Source organism: Streptomyces sp. NPDC037100, from assembly GCF_055606225.1.
Window position 1 is genome coordinate 311,482 of the sequence record NZ_JBVJSX010000010.1, and the last position, 24,350, is coordinate 335,831.

The 24,350-nt window shown below is 69.8% G+C and carries 20 protein-coding genes, 1 pseudogene and 2 riboswitches; of the genes and pseudogenes, 6 read left to right on the forward strand and 15 right to left on the reverse strand.

The features are described from left to right. Positions 1-181: 181 nt before the first annotated feature. The 3 genes from ACZ7EG_RS30135 to ACZ7EG_RS30145 all read right to left on the reverse strand — a co-directional run bounded on the left by ACZ7EG_RS30135 (position 182) and on the right by ACZ7EG_RS30145 (position 1,967). The gene (locus tag ACZ7EG_RS30135) at positions 182-1,351 is read right to left on the reverse strand and encodes a cysteine desulfurase family protein (RefSeq protein WP_471085591.1); all 1,170 of its coding nucleotides are present in this window, start codon (positions 1,349-1,351) and stop codon (positions 182-184) included. 140 nt (positions 1,352-1,491) lie between these two features. Next, positions 1,492-1,758 (reverse strand): hypothetical protein, encoded by a 267-nt coding sequence (locus ACZ7EG_RS30140; RefSeq protein WP_031103607.1) that lies wholly within the window; start codon positions 1,756-1,758, stop codon positions 1,492-1,494. Between the two features lie 44 nt (positions 1,759-1,802). Further along, complete coding sequence (locus tag ACZ7EG_RS30145; RefSeq protein WP_031103608.1) at positions 1,803-1,967, reverse strand: hypothetical protein; 165 nt, start codon at positions 1,965-1,967, stop codon at positions 1,803-1,805. A gap of 116 nt (positions 1,968-2,083) precedes the next feature. Here ACZ7EG_RS30145 and ACZ7EG_RS30150 point away from each other — a divergent pair, with 116 nt between their 5' ends. Further along, on the forward strand, positions 2,084-2,722 hold the full coding sequence (locus ACZ7EG_RS30150) for a TetR family transcriptional regulator (RefSeq protein ID WP_471085594.1): 639 nt from the start codon (positions 2,084-2,086) through the stop codon (positions 2,720-2,722). 825 nt (positions 2,723-3,547) lie between these two features. On the opposite strand, the gene ACZ7EG_RS30155 is transcribed toward ACZ7EG_RS30150, so the two are convergent. Beyond that, on the reverse strand, positions 3,548-4,408 hold the full coding sequence (locus tag ACZ7EG_RS30155; RefSeq protein ID WP_352096807.1) for a thioesterase family protein: 861 nt from the start codon (positions 4,406-4,408) through the stop codon (positions 3,548-3,550). Between the two features lie 203 nt (positions 4,409-4,611). Here ACZ7EG_RS30155 and ACZ7EG_RS30160 point away from each other — a divergent pair. Further along, a pseudogene (locus ACZ7EG_RS30160) lies at positions 4,612-5,064 on the forward strand (alpha/beta hydrolase); the annotation flags it as partial. Here the strand turns inward: ACZ7EG_RS30160 and ACZ7EG_RS30165 are convergent. From ACZ7EG_RS30165 to ACZ7EG_RS30205, 9 genes are all read right to left on the reverse strand, one after another. Continuing rightward, positions 4,955-5,629, reverse strand: a complete 675-nt coding sequence (locus tag ACZ7EG_RS30165) for a trimeric intracellular cation channel family protein (RefSeq protein ID WP_471085598.1) — start codon at positions 5,627-5,629, stop codon at positions 4,955-4,957. The pseudogene ACZ7EG_RS30160 and the gene ACZ7EG_RS30165 sit on opposite strands and share 110 nt — an antisense overlap. A gap of 253 nt (positions 5,630-5,882) precedes the next feature. Further along, positions 5,883-7,151, reverse strand: a complete 1,269-nt coding sequence (locus ACZ7EG_RS30170; protein ID WP_471085601.1) for an ABC transporter ATP-binding protein — start codon at positions 7,149-7,151, stop codon at positions 5,883-5,885. A 23-nt stretch (positions 7,152-7,174) separates the two neighbouring features. Continuing rightward, positions 7,175-8,272, reverse strand: coding sequence for an ABC transporter ATP-binding protein (locus ACZ7EG_RS30175; protein ID WP_471085604.1), 1,098 nt, complete (start codon positions 8,270-8,272; stop codon positions 7,175-7,177). Beyond that, on the reverse strand, positions 8,269-9,267 hold the full coding sequence (locus tag ACZ7EG_RS30180) for an ABC transporter permease (RefSeq protein ID WP_471085607.1): 999 nt from the start codon (positions 9,265-9,267) through the stop codon (positions 8,269-8,271). The genes ACZ7EG_RS30175 and ACZ7EG_RS30180 overlap by 4 nt, the downstream gene beginning before the upstream one ends. A gap of 109 nt (positions 9,268-9,376) precedes the next feature. Further along, positions 9,377-11,167, reverse strand: a complete 1,791-nt coding sequence (locus tag ACZ7EG_RS30185) for an ABC transporter substrate-binding protein (RefSeq protein WP_471085610.1) — start codon at positions 11,165-11,167, stop codon at positions 9,377-9,379. 70 nt (positions 11,168-11,237) lie between these two features. Further along, positions 11,238-12,245, reverse strand: a complete 1,008-nt coding sequence (locus ACZ7EG_RS30190) for an ABC transporter permease (protein ID WP_352096800.1) — start codon at positions 12,243-12,245, stop codon at positions 11,238-11,240. A 319-nt stretch (positions 12,246-12,564) separates the two neighbouring features. Next, entirely contained in the window at positions 12,565-13,365 is an 801-nt protein-coding gene (locus ACZ7EG_RS30195; RefSeq protein WP_471085614.1) for an enhanced serine sensitivity protein SseB C-terminal domain-containing protein, read from the reverse strand. A gap of 136 nt (positions 13,366-13,501) precedes the next feature. Continuing rightward, entirely contained in the window at positions 13,502-14,290 is a 789-nt protein-coding gene (locus tag ACZ7EG_RS30200) for an enhanced serine sensitivity protein SseB (protein ID WP_471085617.1), read from the reverse strand. A gap of 103 nt (positions 14,291-14,393) precedes the next feature. Next, the gene (locus ACZ7EG_RS30205; protein WP_471085723.1) at positions 14,394-15,059 is read right to left on the reverse strand and encodes an AAA family ATPase; all 666 of its coding nucleotides are present in this window, start codon (positions 15,057-15,059) and stop codon (positions 14,394-14,396) included. A 221-nt stretch (positions 15,060-15,280) separates the two neighbouring features. Further along, positions 15,281-15,381, forward strand: a riboswitch (glycine riboswitch). Next, positions 15,382-15,499: riboswitch (glycine riboswitch) on the forward strand. On the opposite strand from ACZ7EG_RS30205, the gene gcvT reads away from it, so the two are divergent. The 4 genes from gcvT to ACZ7EG_RS30225 all read left to right on the forward strand — a co-directional run bounded on the left by gcvT (position 15,490) and on the right by ACZ7EG_RS30225 (position 19,876). After that, on the forward strand, positions 15,490-16,668 hold the full coding sequence (gene gcvT / locus ACZ7EG_RS30210; RefSeq protein WP_471085620.1) for a glycine cleavage system aminomethyltransferase GcvT: 1,179 nt from the start codon (positions 15,490-15,492) through the stop codon (positions 16,666-16,668). It overlaps the preceding riboswitch by 10 nt. Positions 16,669-16,771: 103 nt before the next feature. After that, on the forward strand, positions 16,772-17,149 hold the full coding sequence (gene gcvH / locus ACZ7EG_RS30215; protein WP_234845364.1) for a glycine cleavage system protein GcvH: 378 nt from the start codon (positions 16,772-16,774) through the stop codon (positions 17,147-17,149). 9 nt (positions 17,150-17,158) lie between these two features. After that, positions 17,159-18,421: a serine hydroxymethyltransferase gene (glyA, locus tag ACZ7EG_RS30220; protein ID WP_471085624.1), complete on the forward strand. Its 1,263-nt coding sequence runs from the start codon at positions 17,159-17,161 to the stop codon at positions 18,419-18,421. Between the two features lie 87 nt (positions 18,422-18,508). Further along, entirely contained in the window at positions 18,509-19,876 is a 1,368-nt protein-coding gene (locus tag ACZ7EG_RS30225; protein WP_471085627.1) for an L-serine ammonia-lyase, read from the forward strand. Positions 19,877-20,170: 294 nt separating this feature from the next. Here the strand turns inward: ACZ7EG_RS30225 and ACZ7EG_RS30230 are convergent, their stop codons facing one another. Together ACZ7EG_RS30230 and ACZ7EG_RS30235 are read right to left on the reverse strand one after the other, a co-directional pair. Next, on the reverse strand, positions 20,171-23,104 hold the full coding sequence (locus tag ACZ7EG_RS30230; RefSeq protein WP_471085726.1) for an ATP-binding protein: 2,934 nt from the start codon (positions 23,102-23,104) through the stop codon (positions 20,171-20,173). Positions 23,105-23,307: 203 nt separating this feature from the next. Next, the gene (locus tag ACZ7EG_RS30235) at positions 23,308-23,880 is read right to left on the reverse strand and encodes an RNA polymerase sigma factor (protein WP_471085630.1); all 573 of its coding nucleotides are present in this window, start codon (positions 23,878-23,880) and stop codon (positions 23,308-23,310) included. Positions 23,881-24,350: the final 470 nt, after the last annotated feature.

Consider the following 24,350-nt stretch of genomic DNA (forward strand, 5'->3'; position numbering starts at 1 on the left):
GGCACGCGCATCTGCCGCGTTGTCGTCGGTTGCCGACTCCCCCACGCTCGGCCGCGCTCACGCGGGAGAGGCCCCATCGTCTCGACGCCCTCCCTCGCCTTGCAGCCGCTCGCACCAGACCCCGCTCACCTGCATCGACCAGTACCGTGAGTCTCCTGTGGCCTGATCCGAACGACAGGTCCTAGGTCAGTCCCGCCGCCCTCGCCCGTTCCACCGCCGGGCCGATGGCCTTCGCCAGGGCCTCGACGTCGGCCTCGGTGGAGGTGTGGCCGAGGGAGAAGCGCAGGGTGCCGCGGGCCAGGTCGGGGTCGGTGCCGGTGGCGAGCAGCACGTGGCTGGGCTGGGCGACGCCGGCGGTGCAGGCGGATCCGGTGGAGCACTCGATGCCCTGGGCGTCGAGCAGGAGCAGCAGGGAGTCGCCCTCGCAGCCGGGGAAGGTGAAGTGCGCGTTGGCCGGGAGGCGGCCCTGCGGGTCCGGGTCGCCGCCGAGGATCGCGTCCGGCACGGCCGAGCGGACCGCGGTGACGAGGCTGTCGCGCAGGGCGCCGATCTCGCGGGCGAACCACTCGCGCTGCTCGGCGGCGAGCCGTCCGGCGACGGCGAAGGAGGCGACGGCGGGCACGTCGAGGGTGCCGGAGCGCACATGCCGCTCCTGACCGCCGCCGTGCAGAACGGGTACGGGGGTGTGTTCGCGGCCGAGGATCAGCGCGCCGATGCCGTACGGGCCGCCGATCTTGTGGCCCGAGACCGTCATCGCGGCGAGGCCGGAAGCGGCGAAGTCGACGGGGATCTGGCCGAAGGCCTGGACGGCGTCCGAGTGCAGCGGGACCCCGAACTCGGCTGCCGCGTCGGCGAGTTCCCGGACGGGCAGGATCGTCCCGATCTCGTTGTTCGCCCACATGACGGTGGCGAGGGCCACGTCCTCGGGGTTGCGGGCGATCGCCTCGCGCAGGGCGTCGGGGTGGACGCGGCCGTGGGGGTCGACCGGCAGGTACTCGACGGTGGCGCCTTCGTGTTCGCCGAGCCAGTGCACGGCGTCGAGGACCGCGTGGTGCTCGACCGGGCTGGCGAGGACGCGGGTGCGCGCCGGGTCGGCGTCACGGCGTGACCAGTAGAGGCCCTTGACGGCGAGGTTGTCGGCCTCCGTGCCGCCCGAGGTGAAGACGACCTCGCTGGGGCGGGCGCCGAGGGCTTCGGCGAGGGTCTCGCGGGCCTCCTCGACGGTGCGGCGGGCCTGCCTGCCGGACGCGTGGAGGGAGGACGCGTTGCCGGTGGCACCCAGCTGGGCGGTGAGCGCCTCTGCCGCCTCCGGGAGCATCGGGGTGGTCGCGGCGTGGTCGAGGTAAGCCATGGTGAGCCCGATTCTACGGCTCCCCTTCGACCGCCCTCAGAGCAAGGCTGGCCGAACGTGAACCGCTTTCCGGCGCGGCGACGGCCCGTCGTCCCCGGGCCCGGCCGCGGCGTACCGGCGGACGGCTGTCCGACGGCGGCTCAGAAGCTCCACGAGATCGTGCTGTCGAACTCCATGAAGGCCGCGAGGACCAGCAGGTCGGCCACGCCCAGGCCCAGACCCAGCAACGCGCGGCCGCGGCGCTCGGTGCCGCGCCACAGGGCGACACTCGCCAGCACGATGGCGATGGGGCCGAGGAAGAGGTTGAGCACGAGCAGGCCGAGCAGGCCGAGGATGAAGGACGCGACGGCCATGCCGTCGGTGTCGCGGATACCGGTGCGGCGCGAGGCCGGAGCGGTGAGCTGCATGATGAACGACTCCCGAAGTCGGATCGCAGGGGTGGTGGGCGGTGTCAGTGGGCCTGCGTGTGGCGCCGGCGGCCGCGCTCGCGGAGCGCGAAGATGCCGAGCCAGACGGCGATGACGGCGCCGACTGCGACGGAGAAGGTGAGCGGTGCGTGGGCCACGGTGCCCAGGACGACGCCCAGCAGCAGGAGTGCGGCGACGATGAACAGCACGGGAAACAACCCCCAGGGTTTCGGTGAACGCTTGTGGTTACACTTGTTCACTGACTTCCCAGTCTAACGCCTTCCATGACTTTCCAATTCCAGAGAACAGTTGTTAACTGCATGGTATGAGTCACACCCTCGGCATCCGGCAGGCCCAGAAGCAGAAGACCCGGCAGGCACTCCTCGACGCGGCCCTCGGACTGCTGGAGGAACAGAGCCTGAGCAGCCTGGGACTGCGCGAGGTCACCCGCGCCGTCGGTGTCGCCCCGACCGCCTTCTACCGCCACTTCCGCTCCATCGCGGATCTGGGCGTGGCCCTGGTCGAGGAGGCGCTGGGCAGCCTGCACCCGATGATTCGGACGACGGTGTCCACGACAGGCGACCGCGAGGAACGCGTCGTGCGCACCATCGACTTGATCGCCCGTCACGTCGACGGGTACCCGGCCCATGTCCGTTTCATCGCTCGTGAACGACATGGCGGAGTTCAGCCGGTTCGGGAGGCGATAAGGAGCCAATTGGCCCGGTTCGCCCAGGAGGTCAAGGACGAGCTGGCCAAGGACCCGGTCTCTGAGGGCTGGAGTGAGGACGACCTGCTGATGCTCGCGCATCTCTACGTCGACCAGATGCTGAGCACGGCGTCGTTGTTCCTGGAGGCCCTTGAAGGGCCGGAGGAGGAGCGCCCGGACCGGACCCGGCAGGTCGCACAGCTGGCGACCCGCCAGATGCGGCTGATCGGCCTCGGCCGCCATCACTGGCTGGACTGACACCCCGTACGACACACGGGGGCGGCGCGCCCGTTCGCCGGACGCGTCGCCCCCGCCGCGGCCCGGGTGGGCCCGGGCCGGCCCGTCCGTGCCGCCTCGGAGCGCCTACTGCTCCTTTTCCGCCTTCTGCGACTGCTGAGGCTGCGGACTCTCGCCCTGCCCGTCCGCGGCCTGTCCGCCGCCACCCGGGCCGCCGCAGCCGCCGCCGGGGCCCCCACCGGGGCCGCCCTGGCCGCCTCCCGACGCGCCGCCGGGCATCCCCGAAGGGGCCCCGGACGGCGTACCCGAGGGCCTGGCGCCCGCGGAGGCGGCACCCGACGGGGCACCCGAGGGGGCGCCGGCAGGCGCCCCGGAGGGAGCCCCCGAAGCCGCCCCCGACGGCGCCACGCAGGCCTGTCGCCCCGACCCGCCCCCGCTGTTCGAGGACGACGAGGAGCCACCAGACCCGCAGGCCGCCAGAGCCAGAGGGGACAGCACCAGCAGGGTCACGGCGGGAACGAGACGCGCACGCTTCATGAGAGACAGCTCCAGACAGGAGGAAGGGAGTTCCGAGGCGGCGAACTCAACCAACGCCGTCTGGGCCTGTCTTGGGAGCACCCTGTGATCTGCCTGTCGGCGAGGCGGAGTTCAGCCAGCCGGACCCGCGCCAGCTGCCGGGACTGCGCGACCAGCCGGTCCGCGCTGCCCCACACCTCGGCGATCCTCCTCCCGTCGGCGAGGCGGAGTTCAGCCCAGCCGGACCCGCGCCAGCTGCCGGGACTGCGCGACCAGCCGGCCCGCGCTGCCCCACACCTCGGCGTCCTCCTCCCGTCGGCGAGGCGGAGTTCAGCCCAGCCGGACCCGCGCCAGCTGCCGGGACTGCGCGACCAGCCGGTCCGCGCTGTCCCACACCTCGGCGTCCTCCTCGAGGAAGCCGCCGGCGAGGTTGCGCGTGGTGATCGACACCCGCAGCGGGCCCGGCGCCGGGCGGCACCGGACGTGCACGGTCAGCTCGACGGTCGGCACCCAGCCCTTCAGGCCGAGCTCGAAGGCGGTGGGCGGCAGGGCGTCGACCGCGAGCAGCAAGGAGAGCGGGTCGTGATCGCGCCCGTCCTTGAGCCCGAACCAGGCCCGCATCTCACCCTTGCCGGACGGCTGCCCGAGGGCCCAGCCGAGGGTGGACGGGTCGAGCTTGAGCATCAGGCGCTCGGTGATCGCCGAGCTGCCGTCGACGGGGGCGGGCCCGTCCTCCGGGCCGAAGCAGTGCTCCAGCGGCGGGATCGCGGGCGGCCGGGCCGTGGTGCGGACGTCGTCGGGCAGGGTGTCCAGGTCGCCGTAGGAGGCGAGGACCCGGATGCGTTCGACCTCGCGGCCCTCGTCGTCGTACTGGAAGAGGGAGGCCTGGCCGGTCGACAGGGTGCGGCCGGTGCGGACGACGTCCGTGCGGACGACCGCGGGGCCGGGCTGGGACGCGGTCAGGTAGTGCGCCGAGATCGTGAAGGGGTCGGCATGCGGCAGGGCGTCCGCGAGGGCGCGGCCCAGGACGGCCAGCAGGTAGCCGCCGTTGACGGCGCTGATGATCGTCCAGCCGGCGGAGAGGTCGATGTCGTAGACGCCCGGCGCGCGGCGGGTGAGCGCGGTGTCGCGGTCGAACTCGCTGTCGCCGATCGTGGCCCGGGCGGCCGGGGCGGTGGCTGCTTCTGGCATGGCTGAACAGTACAAGATCTTACTACTAAGCGGTAGCTTTCTACTGGCGACCTGGGTCATACACCTGCCGCGCCGTCCCGGGCCACGCCTTGGTGAGACACGGGCAATTCTTCCCCCAAGCTCGCGGGCCGGGTGTCGGGGGTGAACGCCGAGGTCTACGTCTGACTGCCGCGCAGTACGGCGAACCGGCCTACCGGCACACCCATCCCGACCGCTACCGGGCCGCCGTCAGCATGTCCGGCTACAACGACCCGAGCGGCGAACGCGACTCGCTCACCGCGCAGAGCCCCGCCCTGCGCTCCGAGAACAATCCGCTCCTGATGCTGCGCAGGGCGTCCGTCCCGCCGCGGATCGCGCTGTACCTCTCCGGTCGGCCGCACGACGGCCACGAGGACGCCGTGGCCATGCGGCAGGCCGCGAAGGCCCCGACGACCGTGCACGTCGTGTACATCCCGAAGAGCGCGGGCGGTCACAACATGGCGCTGTGGCGGCCGCAGATGGTCCCGGTGTTCCGCTGGCCGGCCCAGCAGATGGGCATCGGGCGGGTCACGGCAGGACGGGCTGCTCCTCCTCGCTCACCGTCGACCGCCGGTGCCACGCCCGCGGAGCTCGCCAGTGGTACCGCATCGCGAGCAGGCGCAGTACGAAGGCGGTGATCACCGCGACACCGCTGGTGACGGGGTTCAGGGCGTCGTAGCGGATGCACAGGGCGGCCAGGGCGGAGCCGACGATCGCCGGGACCGCGTACAGGTCGCGGTCCCAGCGCAGCAGGGAGGGGACCTCGTTGGCGAGGACGTCGCGCAGCACACCACCGCCCACGGCGGTGGTCAGCCCCAGACCGGCGGACGCGGTCAGGCCCAGCCCGTACTCGTACGCCTTGATCGTGCCGGCGACGCAGAACAGTCCGAGGCCGGCCGCGTCGAAGACGTTCACCGCGGTCTGGATGCGCTCCACCTCGGGGTGCAGGAAGAAGACGAGGAGGGTGGCGAGCAGCGGGGTGAGGAAGTACCCCAGGTCCGTGAAGGCGGCCGGCGGTACGGCCCCGATGACCAGGTCGCGGAACAGCCCCCCGCCCAGCGCGGTGACCTCGGCGAGGACGGCCATGCCGAACACGTCGAAGTTCTTGCGCACGGCCAGCAGGGCGCCGGAGATCGCGAAGACGAAGATGCCGATCAGGTCGAGCGTGTGCTGGACGGACGGGCTGAAGAGTTGCTGGAGCACCCGGACATCTTCCCCTGCGGCCGGACAACGCCTCCTCCCGGAGGCACGTCCCCGGCTCCGGGAGGGGCCACCGGTGACGGAGAGCGGACGGGGTTCCCGGCGGTTCGGCGCGCCGTCGGCGAAAGCCGGATCGCGGGTCACGGTGCGGCTGATCCGCCTGGAGCCCGTTGAACGCCGCAGGGCCGGCAGGAGTACCTGCCGGCCCTGCGGTCGTCGTGGTCGCGGCGCGGCGACAGGATGGAGAGCCGAGAGCTCAGATCCCCTTCCGCTCCGTCGCCCCCTGTCCGTCCGCTTCCGTGGAGCCGGTGGCGTCGCCGTTCTCGGCTGAGGAGGCAACCCCTTCGGAAGAGGCCCCGGCCACGGCCGCCGACGTCTGTGCGGACTCCTCCAGCACCTCGCCCGGAACGAGCTCCGCGGCTTCCTTCGCCGCGGTGAGCAGCACGGTGTCCTGCGGGGCCTGGTCCTCGAAGTTCTCCGGGTGATGACAGGCGACCCGCTGGCCGGGCGTCAGCTCGACGAGCGCCGGTTCGGTCGTCTTGCAGATCTCCGTGGCCTTCCAGCACCGGGTGTGGAAGCGGCAGCCGCTCGGCGGCGAGATGGGCGACGGCACGTCGCCCTTGAGCAGGATGCGCTCGCTCTTGGCCGACTTGCGCCGCGGGTCCGGGATCGGCACCGCCGACAGCAGGGCCTTGGTGTACGGGTGCATCGGCGACCGGTAGAGCTGGTCCCGGTCGGCCAACTCGACGATCTTGCCGAGGTACATCACCGCGATACGGTCCGAGACGTGCCGGACGACCGACAGGTCGTGCGCGATGATCACATACGTCAGACCGAGTTCCTGCTGGAGGTCGTCGAGCAGGTTGACGACCTGGGCCTGGATCGACACGTCGAGCGCGGAGACCGGTTCGTCGGCCACGACCAGCTTCGGGTTGAGCGCGAGCGCGCGGGCGATGCCGATGCGCTGGCGCTGACCGCCGGAGAACTCGTGCGGGTAGCGGTTGTAGTGCTCGGGGTTGAGGCCCACGACCTCGAGCAGCCGCTGCACTTCCTTCTTGATGCCGCCCTCGGGCGTGACGCCCTGGAGCTTGAAGGGGGCGCCGACGATCGTGCCGATGGTGTGGCGCGGGTTCAGCGAGGAGTACGGGTCCTGAAAGATCATCTGCACGTCCCGGCGGAGCGGACGCATGCCGCCGACACCGAGATGCGTGATGTCCTGGCCTTCGAACTCGACCTTTCCCGCGGTGGGTTCGAGCAGGCGCGTGATCAACCGGCCCATCGTCGACTTGCCGCAGCCCGACTCGCCCACGACACCGAGGGTTTCACCGGCCCTGACCTCGAAATCGATGCCGTCGACCGCGCGCACCGCACCGACCTGCCGCTGAAGCAGCCCCTTGCGGATCGGGAAGTGCTTCTGCAGCCCGGTCACCTTCAGCAGAACGTCGCCCGAAGCCGCGTTCTTGGTGAGGGTCGCCGCGCCGGATGCGTTCGCCTCGGTGCCGTCGCTCTCGGCGGGAGTGGTCACAACGGTGTCCTTGGAGTTCTCGCTCACAGCTTCGGCGCAATCTCTTCGATCCAGATCCGCTCCCGCTGCTCCATGCTCATGTGGCAGGCGGCCCAGTGCCGGCTTCCGGCTTCGGTCAGCTCGGGGCGGACCGTGCGGGTGACGTTGTCCTTGGGGACGTCGGCGTACGGGCAGCGCGGGTTGAAGGCGCAGCCGGACGGGACGTTGATCAGGGAGGGCGGGGAGCCCTTGACCGGGATGAGGCGCTCCTGCTGCTCACGGTCGAGGCGGGGCATCGAGCCGAGCAGACCCCAGGTGTAGGGGTGGCGGGGCTCGTAGAACACCTGCTCGGCCGGGCCCCGTTCGACGCAGCGGCCGCCGTACATCACGAGGAGATCGTCGGCGAGCTCGGCGACGACCCCCAGGTCGTGGGTGATGATGATGACCGCGGAGCCGAACTCCTTCTGCAGGTCACGGATCAGGTCGAGGATCTGCGCCTGGACGGTCACGTCGAGGGCGGTCGTCGGCTCGTCCGCGATGAGCAGCTCGGGATTGTTGACGAGCGACATCGCGATCATCGCACGCTGGCGCATACCGCCGGAGAACTCGTGCGGGTAGCTGTCGACACGCTTGTCCGGCTGCGGGATCCCCACGCGGTCGAGCATCTCGACCGCCCGCCGGCGCGCGATCTTCTTGCTGACGTCGTGGTGGATCCGGTACGCCTCCACGATCTGCTGACCGATCGTGTAGTACGGGTGCAGCGCGGACAGCGGGTCCTGGAAGATCATCGCCATCTGACGACCGCGCAGCTTGCGCACGTGGTCGGGGTCGGCGGACAGCAGCTCGGTGCCGTCCAGCCAGATCTCGCCCGAGAGCCGCGCCTTGCGCTTGCCGTACTGGCCGGCGGTGTGCAGACCCATGATGCCCAGCGAGGTCACTGACTTGCCGGAGCCCGACTCGCCCACGATGCCGAGGGTCTTGCCCTTCTCCAGCTGGAAGCTGAGCCCGTCGACGGACTTGACCAGGCCGTCGTCGGTCGGGAAGTGCACCTTCAGGTCGCGCACTTCCAGGAAGGCGGTCGGTGCCGTGGCGTCACTCGTGGGCTCGCCCACGGCCGCTCCGGTCTTGTTGAGTTCGGTCATGCGAGCCTCACTCGGGGGTCGATCACGGCGTACAGGACGTCCACCACGAGGTTGGCGATGAGCACCGCGACAGAGGTGATCAGGGTGACGCCCAGGATGATGGGCAGGTCCTGGTTCTTGATCGCGTTGAGCACGGCCTGGCCCAGGCCGGGCAGGCTGAACGTGGTCTCGGTCAGGATGGCGCCGCCGATGAGGGCACCGAGGTCCATGCCGAGCATGGTCAGGATGGGTGTCATCGTCGAGCGCATGGCGTGCTTGCGGATGACGACCTGTTCACGCATGCCCTTGGCACGGGCGGTACGGATGTAGTCCTCACCGAGGATCTCCAGCATGGTGGCGCGGGTGATCCGGGCGTACATCGCGGCGTACAGGAACGCCAGGGTGACCCACGGGAGGATCATGCCGCCGAGCCAGCCGGTGAAGCTCTCCTCGATGGGCACGTACTCGGCGTTGATCCAGCCCAGCCCGTAGGAGAAGATCGCCAGGCTGAGCAGCCCGGTGAAGTAGATGGGGAGGGAGACGCCCGCGAGGGCGATCACCATCGCACCGCGGTCCCACATGCTGCCCCGCTTGAGCGCGGAGAGGACACCCGCCGCGACACCGAACAGCAGCCACAGCACGGCTGCGCCGAGCGCGAGTCCCAGGGTCACCGGGAATCGGTCGGTCAGTACCGGCCAGATGGCCTGTTCGCTGCGGAATGAGTAGCCGAAGCACGGTGCGGCGCAGTGGGTGACGTCGCCGCCGGCCGCGTAGGTGCGGCCCACGAAGATGCCTTTGAAGAACTCCCAGACCTGGACGAAGATCGGGTCGCCCAGACCCAGCTTCTGGCGCACGGCCTCGACGGCCGCCGGGTCGGCCTGCTTGCCCACGAAGCTGGCGGCGATGTCGACACCCGCCCACTTGGGGACGAGGAAGAAGATGCCGAAGACCACCATGATGATGACCGCGAGCATCACTACGGCGGCGAACAGCCGCCTGATCAGGTAAGCGAGCACAGATCTCGGCCCGCTGCGGACCTTCGGGCCACCGGAGGTCTTCCGGTGGCCCTGGGTCACGCCGCGCCGGCCTTCACCTGCCTTTCGTGCCGTACGGCGGGTGTGCCGGTTACTTCGCGGACTTCAGGCCGAGGTTGACGAAGTCGTACATGCCGCTGTACGCGTCCGTCGTGTAGACGTTGGCCAGGCGGCTGGAACGCCAGTTGATGAACTTCTCGAAGACGAAGGGCAGGTAGTAGCCGCCCTCCATGACCTTGTGGTTGATCTCCGTGGCGATCTTGGTCTTGCCCGCGTCGTCCAGCGTGGTGACGTACTTGTCGAACAGACCGTCGATGGCCTTGTCCTTGATCAGGGCGAAGTTGTTGTTGCCGCTCTCAAGGATGTAGCTGCTGTCCCACAGCGGCATACCGTAGCCCTGCACGGACGGGAAGTCCGGGCCCCAGCCCATGATGATGATGCCGTAGCCCTTCTTCTTCACGTTCGAGGGGCTGCCGATGATGCCGGAGCTCTGCGAGCCGTCGTACTGGTCGATGTCGGCGGTGATGCCGACCTTCTTCAGCGAGGCCTGGAGGGACTCGGCAGTGGCCACCTCGGACGGCTTGTTGTTGCGGACCGCGATGGTGGTCTTGAAGCCGTTCGGCTTGCCGCAGGCCTTCAGGGCTTCCTTGGCCTTGGCCGCGTTGCCCTTCTTGTTGGCACCCGCGATCTCGAACGGGTCGTACTTCTGGCCCTCGGCGCCCGGGACGGACGGCGGCAGCATGTTGGTGCCGATGTCACCACCGGCGATGGGGCCGCCGCGGGCGGTCTGCAGCGACACGTGGTCGGCGCCGTAGATCACGGCCTTGCGGCACTCGATGTTGTCGAACGGCTTCACGCTCTGCGGGAAGACCGCGTAGCGGATGTAGCCGGAGACCGGGTTGTCCAGGTTGCCCTTGTGCTGCTTCAGGGCAGTGGTGCGGCCCTGCGGGGACATACCGGTCTGGTTGATGTCCAGGTCGTAGTCGCCCGCGATCAGGCGCGCGTCCATGTCGTTGGCGTTGGAGAAGAACTTGACCGTGATCTTGTCCGGGTTCGCCTTGCGGATCGGGTCCGAGGACTGCTTCCACTGGGTGTTGCGGACCAGCGTCAGGTCCTTGCCCGGGTTGTACGACTGGAACTTGTACGGGCCCGAGGAGAACGGGTGCAGGCCGTACTTGGACTTGGTGTCCTTGTCCTGGCGGACCGGGGACGCCGACGTCAGGGCCAGCATCTCCTCGAAGTCGGAGTTGGCCCGCGGCAGCTTGAAGACGATGGTCTTGTCGTCGGGCGTCTCGATGGCCTTCAGGCCCAGCTTGTCCGCGGACTTGTCCTTGTACGGGCCCTGGTACTCGCCCTTGGGGTCGAGCACGTCCTTCAGGTAGACCGGGCCGCCGGACAGCACGTCCTGCGCCCAGACGCGCTCGATGCCGTACTTGACGTCCTTGGACGTGATCGGCTTGCCGTCCTCCCACGTGACCCCGTCACGCAGGGTGTACTGGTAGGTCTTGCCGTCGTCGGAGATCTTGGCGAGCCCGGTGGCGAGGTCCGGCGTCAGCTCGGTGCCGGCCTTGCCCGGCTCCGTCTTGCTCGTGACGAGCTGGCGGCTGTAGTAGCGGGAGAAGTTCCACATGAAGCCGTAGTAGCCGCGCGTGGTGTCCCACGAGTCGGCGTCCTGGGCACCGGCGAACTTCAGCGTGCCGCCCTTCTTGGCGAGCGAGGCCTGGGCGACCTTGTTGTTCGCGGCGTCGAAGCCCGCCGCCCCGTCCTTCGACCCCCCGTTGTCGTTGCCGCCGCCGCACGCCGCCGTGGTCAGCAGTGCGGCGACCACGGCCGCAGCGGCCATGGCCTGCTTGCGCCGCCCTGAGGTGCGTTGGGTAGTCACGATCTCGGATCCTCCGGATTAGATGAGAGGCCCCGTGCCAGGTGTCACGGGTCGCTGTTTGTACGGCAGTTCAGCGGGAACCCTTCGGGTCGAGCGCGTCACGCACGCCGTCACCGAAGAGATTGAAGGCAAGGACGGTGATGAAGATCGCCATGCCCGGGACCACCATGTACATGGGGTCCGAGTCGTAGTAGTCGATCGCGCTCGACAGCATCTGCCCCCAGGAGGCCGTGGGGGGCTTGACACCCACACCCAGGAAGCTGAGTGCCGCCTCGGTGAGGATGTTGGTGGGGATCATCATCGTCGTGTACACGATGATGGGCGCAACGAGGTTGGGCAGCAGCTCCTTGAAAAGGATGTAGAACCGCCCGGCACCGAGCGATCGAGCCGCCTCGACGTACTCCCGCTCGCGCAGCGAGAGCGTCTGGCCGCGCACCACGCGTCCGATGTAGGGCCAGCCGAAGAAGCCGATGACCAGGATCATCACGAACAGACGCACGCCGGTGCCGGTCAGCCCCAGCATCTGGTTCGGCATGACGGAGACCAGGGCGATGATGAACAGCAGCTGCGGGAAGGCCAGCAGGCCGTCCATCACACGGCTGACGACGGCGTCGACCCAGCCGCCGAAGAAGCCCGCCAGGACGCCCAGGACGGTGCCGATCACGACGGCGACGATCGCGGACAGGAAGCCCACGAGGAGTGAGATCCGGGCGCCGTAGATGATGCGGGCGAAGATGTCACGGCCGCTCACCGGCTCGACACCCAGCAGGTGATCACCGCTGATGCCGCCCAACGCTCCCGTGGGGGTGCCGAACAGCGGGTCGATCAGGTCCTCGTGGTGCGCCTCGGGGTCCTGACCCACGAGGCTCGTGATGACCGGTGCGAGGAGGGCGATCGCGATGAGCACGAGCACCATGACGCCACCCGCCAGTGCGAGTTTGTCCCGTTTCAGGCGCTCCCAGGCGATCCGGCCCAGAGAACGGCCCTGCACGGCTTTCACACCGGCACCGACAACTGCCGCTTCCTCGGCCGCACTCGGAGCCGCTTCCGCGGTCGGCTCGTGCAATGGTGCCGTCATCAGGCAGGGACCCCTCTTCTCAACCGGCGGTGGCCGGCCCGCGCATTCCGCTGTAGCGGCGTGATCAGTCCGTCGTACGCAGGGGCGAAACTCCCCTGGTGCGGGGAGTCTTCAACGCTTCAGCGTTTCGCTGCCAGACTTGACGATGAAAGGATGCGCAAACGTGATGCTGTCTGCGGGATTCCGTTATCCGGACAAGGGGCGACGGGGATCGGTCGCAGACAAACCTGGACATTTGATGCAGGTTAGATGATTTCTCCGCTATCTACGCGCGAAGACGCGCCTCTGCCGCACCCGAGAGGATGAGGACGGGCGACGTTCAGTACCGGCCTTGGGCCGGAGGGTAGCCGTAGCCGGAGGCCGGGGCTTGGACGGGGGCGGTGGCGTGGGCCTCACGGTCGTAGAAGGGGCGCGCTCTCTCGCGCAGCCACATCGCGACCGGGTCGTGCTCGTCGGACATGGCGACGGTCGACACGGGCAGCCCGTCCGGTACGGCGCCGAGGGACTGCTGCATCATCGCGCGCACCGAGTCCACGGCCGGCGGCGAGGTGTCGTACACATCCAGTCCGATGGCGAGGTACGGCGCCCCGAGCGCGGGCTGCACCCAGGCGCGGCGCAGCGAGCGGACCGCCGGGGTGCGGTGGGCGTTCTGCGCGAGCAGGGCGTAGAACTGCGGGATCTCGATGGCGGGTTCCGACAGGCGCAGGGGGCCGGCGGGCTGGCGGTCCAGGCCCGTGGCGATCCGGCGCAGGTCGAGCCACGGGATGCCGACGCCGCCACCGGGGGCGTGCGGGTTGAGCCAGAGGCCGTAGTGGTCGGGGTAGAGGGCGCGGGCGACGTCGAGTCCGTCGATCACCTCGTACGAGCGGTTCCAGCCGCTGGCGGAGAGCTCCTGGGCGGAGGTCACGCAGGGGGCGTAGCCGTGGCCGTCGACGTCCATGTTCCCGTACTGGGCGTCGGGGGAGCCGGCTTGGCCGTGCCACAGGAGCATCCAGATCTGGCCGGTGTGCGGGGTCGCGAGCGCGCGCAGGAGTGCCTCGTAGGCGTCGTAACGCCCGGGCGTGACCTGGCGCAGCATGTGCTCGACCTGTCCGGCCGCGGCCGTGCCGCTCGCGCTCACCTTTACCGCCCCTTCGTACAACGCCTCGACGGTGCCCTAGCTTAAGCCCGCGCGGAAGCCCGGAGCTTGGTGCCGTCGGGCGGGTGCGGTCGTGTGTGGTTGATCGCTCGGTACCCCGCGCCCCTGAGGCGCTGCCCTACCGCTGGTAGAAGGGCCGGACCCGTTCCCTCATCCAGGCGCCCACCGGGTCCTCCGTCACGTCCAGGAGCACCAGGTTGACCGGCCAGGGGGCCGGGACGGCGGTGACGGCGCGGGTGAGGGCGTCCAGGGGGAGGACGCGCAGGTCGCCCTCCCACTGGGAGAGTTCGACGCCGACGAACATCACGGGGTCGGCGGTCTCGATCGCGGCGAGGCAGCGGCGGGCGGTGACGACGACGCCGGTCGCCTCGAACTCGGCGGCCACGGCGGCGAGGAAGTCCACCGGGTCGTCCTGCCAGTCGGGCTCGAAGAGGCGGACGCGGCCGCCGCTCGCGGGGCCGTCCAGCGGGGTCCGGCCGGCCCGGCACAGCTCGGCCACGGCGGGCGGCGGGAGCGGAATGCCGACCACACCGCCCGGGTTGACGACTATCCCCGCGTGCGGGGGAAGGCCGCGGGCGAACTCCACCGCGGGCGCGATGGTGTACGACATGTGTGCGCCGGTGACCTGGCGGAACTGTTCCTCGGAGCTGAACACCGGCACGAACGCCTGGCCGTCGATCTCGATGCCGGGCAGGTCGAGGGGGCCGCTGTGCGGGCCGCCGCCGTTGGGCAGCGGGACCCACACGAAGCTCCGGCCGAGCACCTCGACGATCCGCCCGCCGGCCGCCGGTCCGGCGCCGAGGGAGGCCGAGAGCACCTCCTCCAGCTCGTTGCCGGGCCAACCGCCGTGCGGGTGGGTCTGCGTCTGCGCCGGGAAGTCCGCGGAGAAGTCCGCCGGGATGTCCATCTGCCTACCGCCTGCCTGGAACCACTGCTGTGGCTCAAAAGGCTAACGGCTGACGGACGCCGGACGGCATGAGGAAGGCCGGCTTGTGGACGACCGCGCGGGCTCAGCCCGTGAAGCCGATTCTGCGGAGGCTGTTCGCCGCGTCCCGGTCGGCCAGGACGGCCGAGGCGCAGCCGGCGGGGAGGTCGCCGCGCTCCACGGCGCGCAGGAGGCGGGTGCTCGCCGCGCGGTGGCGCAGGAACGCGTAGCGCGAGACCCCGCGGCCGCGGTCGCGCTGACCGGCCAGTGCCTGTTCGGGACTGACGTCGAGCAGGAGGAGGTGCAGGGCGCCGCCGCGGCGGCGCGCCTCGCGGGCGAGCCAGCGGCGGACCCAGGCCTGCGTGCCGCAGTCGTGCACGACGACGCCCTCTCCCGTGCGCAGGGCGCGCCGCAGCCCGGTGTAGTGGGCGAGGCGGACGAGCGGGCGGTAGAGCGCGTACGGCAGGGCGCGCGGCATGCGGTCGGCCCAGCGGTCGCGGGTGTCCTGGGAGTCGATGCGCCTGTCCGGCACGGTGCGCCGCATCAGCGTGGACTTGCCGCTGCCCGGCAGGCCCGTCACCACGACGAGGTCGCGGGGGCCGAACAGCAGCGCGTGCGGGCTCCGGCCGGCACGGTCGCGCAGGTCGCGGACGACCGGCGCCGGTGCCGGAGCGGGGACCGCCCGGGCCGGTGCGGCCGGCTGTTCGGGCAGCGCGATGCCCGTCGTCGCGTACGCGGTGGTCCTGTTCACCGTGATCGTCCTCCCCTGGGGCCAGGTACGGAGTCCCATCCCCGCCGAGTGTAAAGAGAAGGTAATGCCGCAGGCCTCTCATTTACGTTCGCGTCCTGCAACAGGGCTGCTACAGGTCGCCGTGTCCGGCGCGCGGGACTCCCGCACTCCCTGTGAAGGTCCCCCTGCCGCGCCGGAAGGATGCGTGCAATGATGTGCGCGCCAACTGCATACCGGCCGTTTGAATCCGCGCGGGAGAGTCCCCGGCAGCATCTGTCGCTGGGGCGCCGAAGGAGCAAGTCCCTCCCTTGAATCTCTCAGGCCCCGTTACCGCGCGGGCGAGGCACATCTGAAAAGCGGGTCGCCCCCTCCGTATGACAGGGGTGGCCCCACCCAAGGTGCAAGTCACGACCCGTGCGGTCATGGCGAACCTCTCAGGTTCCGATGACAGATGGGGAGGAACGACCTCGCCCGTCATTGCCCTTGGAGACGACCGACTGTGAGCAGTACAGGACAACTCCGTCACACCGCGCTCGATGCCCTGCATCGTGTCCTCGGCGCGACGATGACCGACTTCGCCGGCTGGGACATGCCCCTGCGCTACGGCTCCGAGCGCGACGAGCACACCGCCGTGCGCACGAAGGCCGGGCTCTTCGACCTCTCCCACATGGGTGAGATCACCGTCACCGGGCCGCAGGCCGCCGCCCTGCTGGACTTCGCCCTGGTGGGCAACATCGGCGGTGTGAAGCCGGGCCGGGCCCGCTACACCATGATCTGCCGGGCCGACGGCGGCATCCTGGACGACCTGATCGTCTACCGGCTGGGCGAGACCGAGGCCCCCGAGTACATGGTCGTCGCCAACGCCTCCAACGCCCAGGTGGTGCTGGACGCGCTGACCGAGCGCGCCGCCGGTTTCGACGCCGGGGTGCGCGACGACCGGGACGCCTACGCGCTGCTCGCCGTCCAGGGACCGGAGTCGCCGGGGATCCTGAAGTCCCTGACCGATGCCGACCTCGACGGCCTGAAGTACTACGCCGGGCTGCCCGGCACGGTCGCGGGCGTACCGGCCCTGATCGCCCGGACCGGGTACACCGGCGAGGACGGCTTCGAGCTGTTCGTGAAGCCGGAGCACGCGGTCGAGCTGTGGCAGGCCCTGACCAAGGCCGGCGAGGGCGTCGGCCTGGTCCCGTGCGGGCTGTCCTGCCGCGACACGCTGCGCCTGGAGGCGGGCATGCCGCTGTACGGGCACGAGCTGTCGACCTCCCTCACCCCCTTCGACGCCGGGCTCGGGCGGGTGGTGAAGTTCGAGAAGGAGGGCGACTTCGTCGGGCGCGAGGCCCTGCGCGAGGCCGCCGCCCGCGCCGAGCAGAACCCGCCGCGCGTGCTGGTCGGGCTGGTCGCCGAGGGACGCCGGGTGCCGCGCGCCGGGTACGCGGTCGTCGCCGGCGGCGAGGTGATCGGCGAGGTCACCTCCGGCGCCCCCTCCCCCACCCTCGGCAAGCCGATCGCGATGGCGTACGTCGACGCCGCGCACGCCGCACCCGGCACGACCGGCGTGGGCGTGGACATCCGGGGCAGTCACGAGCCGTACGAGGTCGTGGCGCTGCCGTTCTACAAGCGTCAGAAGTAGACACTGGCCGGAGGGCCGCTCCAGCGACCCCGTGCCCGTCGTCCCAGCTCACCAGCAGTCCCCCCTTCCACAGCACTCCCGCGCGTACAGGAGAATCCAGGTCATGAGCAACCCCAACGAGCTGCGCTACAGCAAGGAGCACGAGTGGCTGTCGGCCGCCGAGGACGGCGTCTCGACGGTCGGCATCACGGAGCACGCGGCCAACGCGCTCGGCGATGTCGTGTTCGTCCAGCTTCCCGAGGTCGGTGACTCCGTGTCCGCCGGTGAGACCTGCGGCGAGCTGGAGTCGACCAAGTCGGTGTCCGACCTGTACTCCCCCGTCTCCGGTGAGGTCACGGAGGTCAACGAGGACGTCGTGAACGACCCGTCGCTGGTGAACTCGGCCCCCTTCGAGGGCGGCTGGCTGTTCAAGGTGCGGGTCACGGACGAGCCGGGCGACCTGCTCTCCGCCGACGAGTACACCGCCTTCTCCGCGGGCTGAGGGAGTCGTATGTCCGTCCTGAACACACCCCTGCACGAGCTCGACCCGGCCGTCGCCGCGGCGGTCGACGCCGAGCTGCACCGCCAGCAGTCCACGCTCGAGATGATCGCCTCGGAGAACTTCGCGCCGGTCGCGGTCATGGAGGCGCAGGGCTCGGTCCTCACCAACAAGTACGCCGAGGGCTACCCGGGCCGCCGCTACTACGGCGGCTGCGAGCACGTCGACGTGGTCGAGCAGATCGCGATCGACCGCGTCAAGGAGCTGTTCGGCGCCGAGCACGCCAACGTCCAGCCGCACTCGGGCGCCCAGGCCAACGCGGCCGCGATGTTCGCGCTGCTCAAGCCGGGCGACACGATCATGGGGCTGAACCTCGCGCACGGCGGGCACCTGACCCATGGCATGAAGATCAACTTCTCCGGCAAGCTCTACGACGTCGTCGCCTACCACGTGGGCGAGGACGGCCGGGTCGACATGGCCGAGGTCGAGCGGCTGGCCAAGGAGTCCAAGCCGAAGCTGATCGTCGCCGGCTGGTCCGCCTACCCGCGGCAGCTGGACTTCGCCGCGTTCCGCCGGATCGCGGACGAGGTCGGCGCGTACCTCATGGTCGACATGGCCCACTTCGCGGGGCTCGTCGCGGCCGGGCTGCACCCGAACCCGGTGCCGCACGCCCACGTGGTCACCACCACGACCCACAAGACTCTCGGCGGCCCGCGCGGCGGTGTGATCCTCTCCACGGCCGAACTGGCCAAGAAGATCAATTCCGCCGTCTTCCCCGGTCAGCAGGGCGGCCCGCTGGAGCATGTGATCGCGGCCAAGGCCGTCTCCTTCAAGGTCGCCGCCTCGGAGGACTTCAAGGAGCGCCAGCGCCGTACGCTGGACGGTGCCCGCATCCTGGCCGAGCGTCTGGTGAAGGACGACGTCCGGGCCGTGGGCGTGGACGTCCTGTCCGGCGGCACGGACGTGCACCTGGTCCTGGTCGACCTGCGCCACTCGGAGCTGGACGGCCAGCAGGCCGAGGACCGCCTCCACGAGGTGGGCATCACGGTCAACCGGAACGCGATCCCGAACGACCCGCGTCCGCCGATGGTGACGTCCGGTCTGCGGATCGGCACGCCGGCGCTGGCGACCCGTGGCTTCGGGACCGAGGACTTCCAGGAGGTCGCGGACGTCATCGCCGAGGCGCTCAAGCCGTCGTACGACGCGCAGGCCCTCAAGGCCCGGGTGAAGGCCCTGGCCGACAAGCACCCGCTGTACCCGGGTCTGAACACGTAACGAAGAAACCTTTCGGGCGCCGCGCCCGCCACCCGTGGACGCGGCGCCCACCCCCTCTGCACCACCCATGTAGTCAGGAGTTCCCCCGTGGCCATCTCGGTCTTCGACCTGTTCTCGATCGGCATCGGCCCGTCCAGTTCCCACACCGTCGGCCCGATGCGGGCGGCCGGCCTGTTCGTCCGGCGGTTGCGCAACGAGGAGCTCCTGGGGTCCGTCGCCTCGGTCCGCTCGGAGCTGTACGGCTCGCTCGGCGCCACCGGGCACGGCCACGGCACGCCCAAGGCGGTGCTGCTCGGCCTGGAGGGCGACTCGCCCCGCACGGTGGACGTCTCGAGCGCCGACGAGCGGGTGGAGGCGATCAAGGCCGGCGGCCGGCTGAACCTGCTCGGCGAGCACGAGGTCGCGTTCTCCTTCGACGACGACATGGTCCTGCACCGCCGCAAGGCCCTGCCGTACCACGCGAACGGCATGACGCTGTGGGCGTACGACGCCTCGGGCACCGAGCTGCTGACGAAGACGTACTACTCGGTCGGCGGCGGCTTCGTCGTCGACGAGGACGCGGTCGGGGCGGACCGCATCAAGCTCGACGACACCGTGCTGAAGTACCCCTTCCGCACGGGTGACGAGCTGCTGCGCCTGACCGAGGAGACGGGCCTGTCCATCTCCGCGCTGATGCTGGAGAACGAGCGGGCCTGGCGCTCCGAGGAGGAGATCCGCGAGGGCCTGCTGGAGATCTGGCAGGTGATGCGGGACTGCGTGGCGCGCGGACTGTCCCAGGAGGGCATCCTGCCGGGTGGGCTCAAGGTGCGCCGCCGGGCCGCGAACACCGCGCGCAAGCTGCGCTCCGAGGGCGACCCGCTGGCCCTGGCCATGGAGTGGATCACCCTCTACGCCATGGCGGTCAACGAGGAGAACGCCGCCGGCGGGCGGGTCGTCACCGCCCCCACCAACGGCGCCGCCGGCATCATCCCGGCGGTCCTGCACTACTACATGAACTTCGTGCCGGGCGCCGACGAGGAGGGCGTGGTCCGCTTCCTGCTCGCCGCGGGCGCGATCGGCATGCTCTTCAAGGAGAACGCCTCCATCTCCGGCGCCGAGGTCGGCTGCCAGGGCGAGGTGGGCTCCGCCTGCTCCATGGCCGCGGGCGCCCTGGCCGAGGTTCTCGGCGGCTCGCCCGAGCAGGTCGAGAACGCCGCCGAGATCGGCATGGAACACAACCTCGGCCTCACCTGCGACCCGGTCGGCGGTCTGGTGCAGATCCCCTGCATCGAACGCAACGGCATGGCCGCGGTCAAGGCCGTCACGGCCGCCCGCATGGCCATGCGCGGCGACGGCTCGCACAAGGTGTCCCTGGACAAGGTCATCAAGACGATGAAGGACACCGGCGCGGACATGTCGGTCAAGTACAAGGAGACGGCCCGGGGCGGGCTGGCGGTGAACATCATCGAGTGCTGAGGTAACGGGCCTGACCAGCGTGTTCGTGTCGGTCGGGGTTGTCAGGGCCTTCCCTGCTTGCGCGGCCGTACCGACATGGGGACGCAGGTCCGCCGCGTGCCGCGCCCCGTGAGCGCCGAAAGCGTCCTGGCGCCGACTCGACCACTGCCGGGGACTTCCGCGGCCCCGTCGGCGGTCCTCAGTGGGGGCTCCCTCGTCGTTGCGACGCCCGTAGCTCGGCCGGTGCGGTACCGATCCTCGCAGCCGGCAGGCCTTTCCGGAGGCTGCCAGGCCGAGGGGCGCTGCGCGGCATCGTCACAAGCGGGAGAGTGCGTCGAGGTCTCTGGCGAGACCGGTGTTGTCGGTGCCGATCTTGCGGTAGACGGAGGAGAGCAGTCGCTTCACGCCCTGTTCGGTGATCCGCAGTTCCTTCGCGACCACCGCTGTCGGCTGACCGTGGGCCGTCATCTCGGCAACGAGTCGTTCATGAGCGGTGAGTGTGTCCCTTTGCGCGTGGCGAAGGGGCCGCAGTCCGGCTGCCGAGAGTTCCTCTCTGGCGTGGTCGGCCAGGGCCTCGGCACCACAGTGGACAGCGGCTTCCAGGCCCTGGTAGAGGCGGTCTGCGGCCTCTTGTGGCTGGCCGTTCCGGGACAGGGCGGCGCCATATCCGACCAGGGCCCGGGCCAGCTCGTAGGAGGCAGGAGACCGTTCCAGGTGGTCGACGGCCTCGGCGTACAGGTCGAGCGCCGCCGACCCGCCTGTCACATCGGCCTCGGTGAGGAGGGCCTGGCCGATCGCGGACGCCGCACCGAAGTGGCGGGCCCGTTTGACGGCCTCCCGGGCGAGGCGGACCGCCCGGTCGGGAGCGGAGGATGCGAGAGCGGACGCCAGGTGCAGCTGCCAGGGGCACCAGGTCGGGTTGCGCCAGTTCCGTGACTCAAGCCAGTCTCCCACGGTGGACAAGAGGCGCTCGGCCTCGGACCGCCGCCCCTCGGCCAGGAGCAGTTCGGCGTACACCGTGCGAGGGTCCGGGTAGATGACGGCATTCGGAACCACCTCGCCGTAGTGGTAGGAATCGGCGAGCTCGCGCGCGTTCGCCGTCCGCCCCCGGGCGATAAGGGTCTGGATGAGGATGCCGATGGCGAACCACTGGGCGGGCACCGCACCTTCCACGCGGTCGGCGGTGCGCAGGCCCTCCCGTACCAGTGCCTCCGCTTCGGTGAGGCAGCCGCGACGGTAGCGGATATAGGCCAAGAGGGTCTGCCCGACTGCCAGGTGGGAGCCGCGCCAGCCTTTGGCCTCGCACTCGGCCATCCCCTTGGCGAACAGTTCTTCGGCCCGTCGTGGCTGGTCGCAGTACATGAAGACGAGAGCGACATAGACAGGCACCTCGAAGCCTCGGTCCTCATCAGTCCAGCTCAGTCCGCCGCGCAGGGAATCCTCGGCATGGGACAGGACGGATGGCCGCGGCTCGCCGCACAGCATGGCGTCCCAGGCTCTCAGGCCCAGGATGTACCGCTCCTCCAGACCCCGGCCGGTCAGGCGCCCGGCCAGCCGCGCCAGCCGACGCGAGCGGGCGGCCGAGTCGGGCTCGTCCATGCGCAGCGCGCTCCATACGAAATGATCTGCCTGCAAACGCAGCCTGATGCGCGGGTTGGGCGCCTGCCGTGCCTCGTCGGCGGCCAGGTCTGCCGCCTCGGCCACCTGGTCGGTGTGGGCCAGCGCCTGCGTCAGGCGATGGACGATGAAGGCCCTCAGGTCGGGGTCGACTCCCGGTTCTGACAGCGCTGCCCGGAGATGACGAACCGTGGCCATGGGGTCGGTCAGGGAGGTCGAGCAGGCCAGCTCGTGGAGGAGTGCCGCGCGGTCCTCCGGGAGGGGCGGCTCCAGCAGCGCCCGGCTCAGGACCCGCCGGGCGGCCTCCGGAGCTCCCGCGCGAAGGTACTCCCGCGCGGCAGCACGCAGGCATTCGACGGTTCGGGGCATGCCCTCGCAGGGCACCTCCAGCAGATGCCGGGCAGCGGCGGTGGGACCCAACCCCGCAGCCATGACGGCTTCTGACGCGCAATGGTGCAGAGCGACCAGCAGGGCCGGGGGAATGGATCGGTAGATCGCCGAGGCGATCAGTGGATGTGAGAACTCCATGCCACCATCGCGTTCGAGGGTGTCTGTCAGGATTCGCGCGGCGCGCAGTTTCTCTGTCGCTTCGGCGGCCTCCGCGCTGTTGACGGCGGCGACGGCAGCCGCGAGATTCGGCGAGATGGAGGTGCCCAGAACGGCGGAGGCCCACGCGAAGCGGACGGTCGCGGTACCCAGTCGTTGCAGTCGGTCGAGCAGTCCGGGGCCCCTGACCGCAGAGGCCAGCTCTCGCAACACCGGCAACTCGTCGTGGCTGCCCGCTGCTTGTCGTTCCGCGAGCTGACTGGCGAGTTCGGCGACCTCGTACGGACTCCCTCCGGTCACCGTCCAGCATTCCTCGCAGAACACATCGTCTGCTCCCCCGCTCACCTTCTCCCTGACGATGTGTGCCACGCCGGCCGGTGTGAGTGGTTTCAAGGCGTAGGGACGGTTGTGACGCTCGATGAGCATGCGGAAAGCGGCCGCCTCGCACGGTAGTTCGTCCGGCCGGTAGGCGACCACGATCAGCAGGGGGAGGTCTTGGGCTCGTGGGGCGAAGGAAGCGATCCAGTTCAGAGACTCGGCGTCGGCCCAGTGCATGTCGTCCAGGAGCAGAACGACAGGCGCCTTCTTGACCGTAAGGCGTGTCATGACCCAGTCGAGGCCATCGCGCACCCCGGCCGGGTCTGGTGCCCGAGCGGGGTCGGGTGCCTCGAGTCCGAGCGTGGCGGCGACGATGTCGTACCAACCACCGAGGCAGGCACGGCGTTCGGCCTCGTCCATCGGCGCCAGGGCGGGCTGCACCAGCTGACGCAACACATGGAACGCGAACTGCTCCTCCATCTCGCCGCCCTTGCCCGAAAGCACTGTGAACCCGCGTGCCGCGGCTCGGGTGCGCGCTTCCGTGACGAGAGCCGTCTTGCCCAGTCCGGCCGGGCCGGTGAAGGCGAGGAGTCCGGTGTGCCGCTGCCGTCGCACACCGTCGGCGGTCCTGCCCAGCGCCACCAATGCTTCGTCGATGGCTTGGACTTCCTCGTGGCGCTCCAGTAACAGGTCCTGCCGGGTGGCCGATTGCCGCAGCTCATCTGCCGTATGCCCGACCACTTCATGCGGCTGATCCGCGGGAAACATCGCCCCATGCCCGGATTGCTCCTGAAGAAACGGCCTCTCCCCGGCCATCCACTCCTTCAACTCGATCAACCCTTCGACTGCACTCCGTGTCGGTACCTCCGCGTCCATTGCACGGTCGAGTTGCCTGAGAAGGTCGTCAACCCTGACGCACTTGCCGGATGGAGACGGGGGGTTGGGGACGTCTGTCCAGTGCTGGGTGTTCCTCATCCTGCTGCCTCCTCTCCAGGTGCCTCGTCCCTCCATTCGGACGGGAAGACAAGCTCATCGCCCAGTTCGGCGACCAGCGTGTTCCGCGCGTTTCTCAGATGGACCCGTACGGTGCTCGGAGCGATGTCCAAGTGTGTGCCGATCTCACGGTTGGTCCACTCGCCCTGCCACTTCAAGAGAGCCACCCGTCGCTGAGCACAAGGCATGCTGTCGATGGCTTTCCAGCACTTCTGCAATAGGAGGTTGGAGATCGCCGTCCGCGGCGTATCCAGTTCGTTCACCATGTCCTGACCACCGGCGCTCTCCTCATGGCGTCCGGCTGCTCTCCATTGATCGAAGATCTTGTTTTTCAGCACTCGGTACAACCACGCCCGCTGGACGCACTCGGTACGGGTGCGCAAGGTGCCCCACTGCAGGGCAGCGGCCTTGAATGTCTCCTGAACCAGGTCACGAGCCATATGGCGATCGCCATGGAGCAGCCGGTCCGCGAACTTGACCATGCCGTCGCGGAGCTGCAGGTACAGGGCGGCAATCTCATCCCGGTGCATCGGCGGGATTCGAGGCGTCATGAGTCCCGCTCCGGAAGCGACACCGCCCCGCCTCCGACCTGGATCCACATTTTCGGGCCCCCCATGCCACCTGCCTGCGTCACTACGGTGCCGGGCGGCGACTGCGTGGTGATGGCCAGCAGGGTCTTGCGGCGCGACCTCTCCGAAAGGAATCTCATCACTCCGGTGATGAGTAAGACGCAGCAGGCGGACTGCCACGGCAACACGTGCCGCATGAAGGCTGCCCCCTCAACTGCCCACCCCTGCATCAGGGCTGCGATGGCGTTCATGCCTGTTCATCTCCCGACCCGTCAAAAGTGTTTAGCCGCCGTCTACGGCCATGCGGACGCGTTCTGACTGTGTTCACCTCGGGGGGCAGGCAGATTCGAACACCCGCAGGACATAGACAGCGAGTCCGCACAGCCGACGACCAGCCGCAGCGGCTGCTGCCGTTGTGCAGCCACGCCGGTTCCCGTGAAGCGGAATCCGGG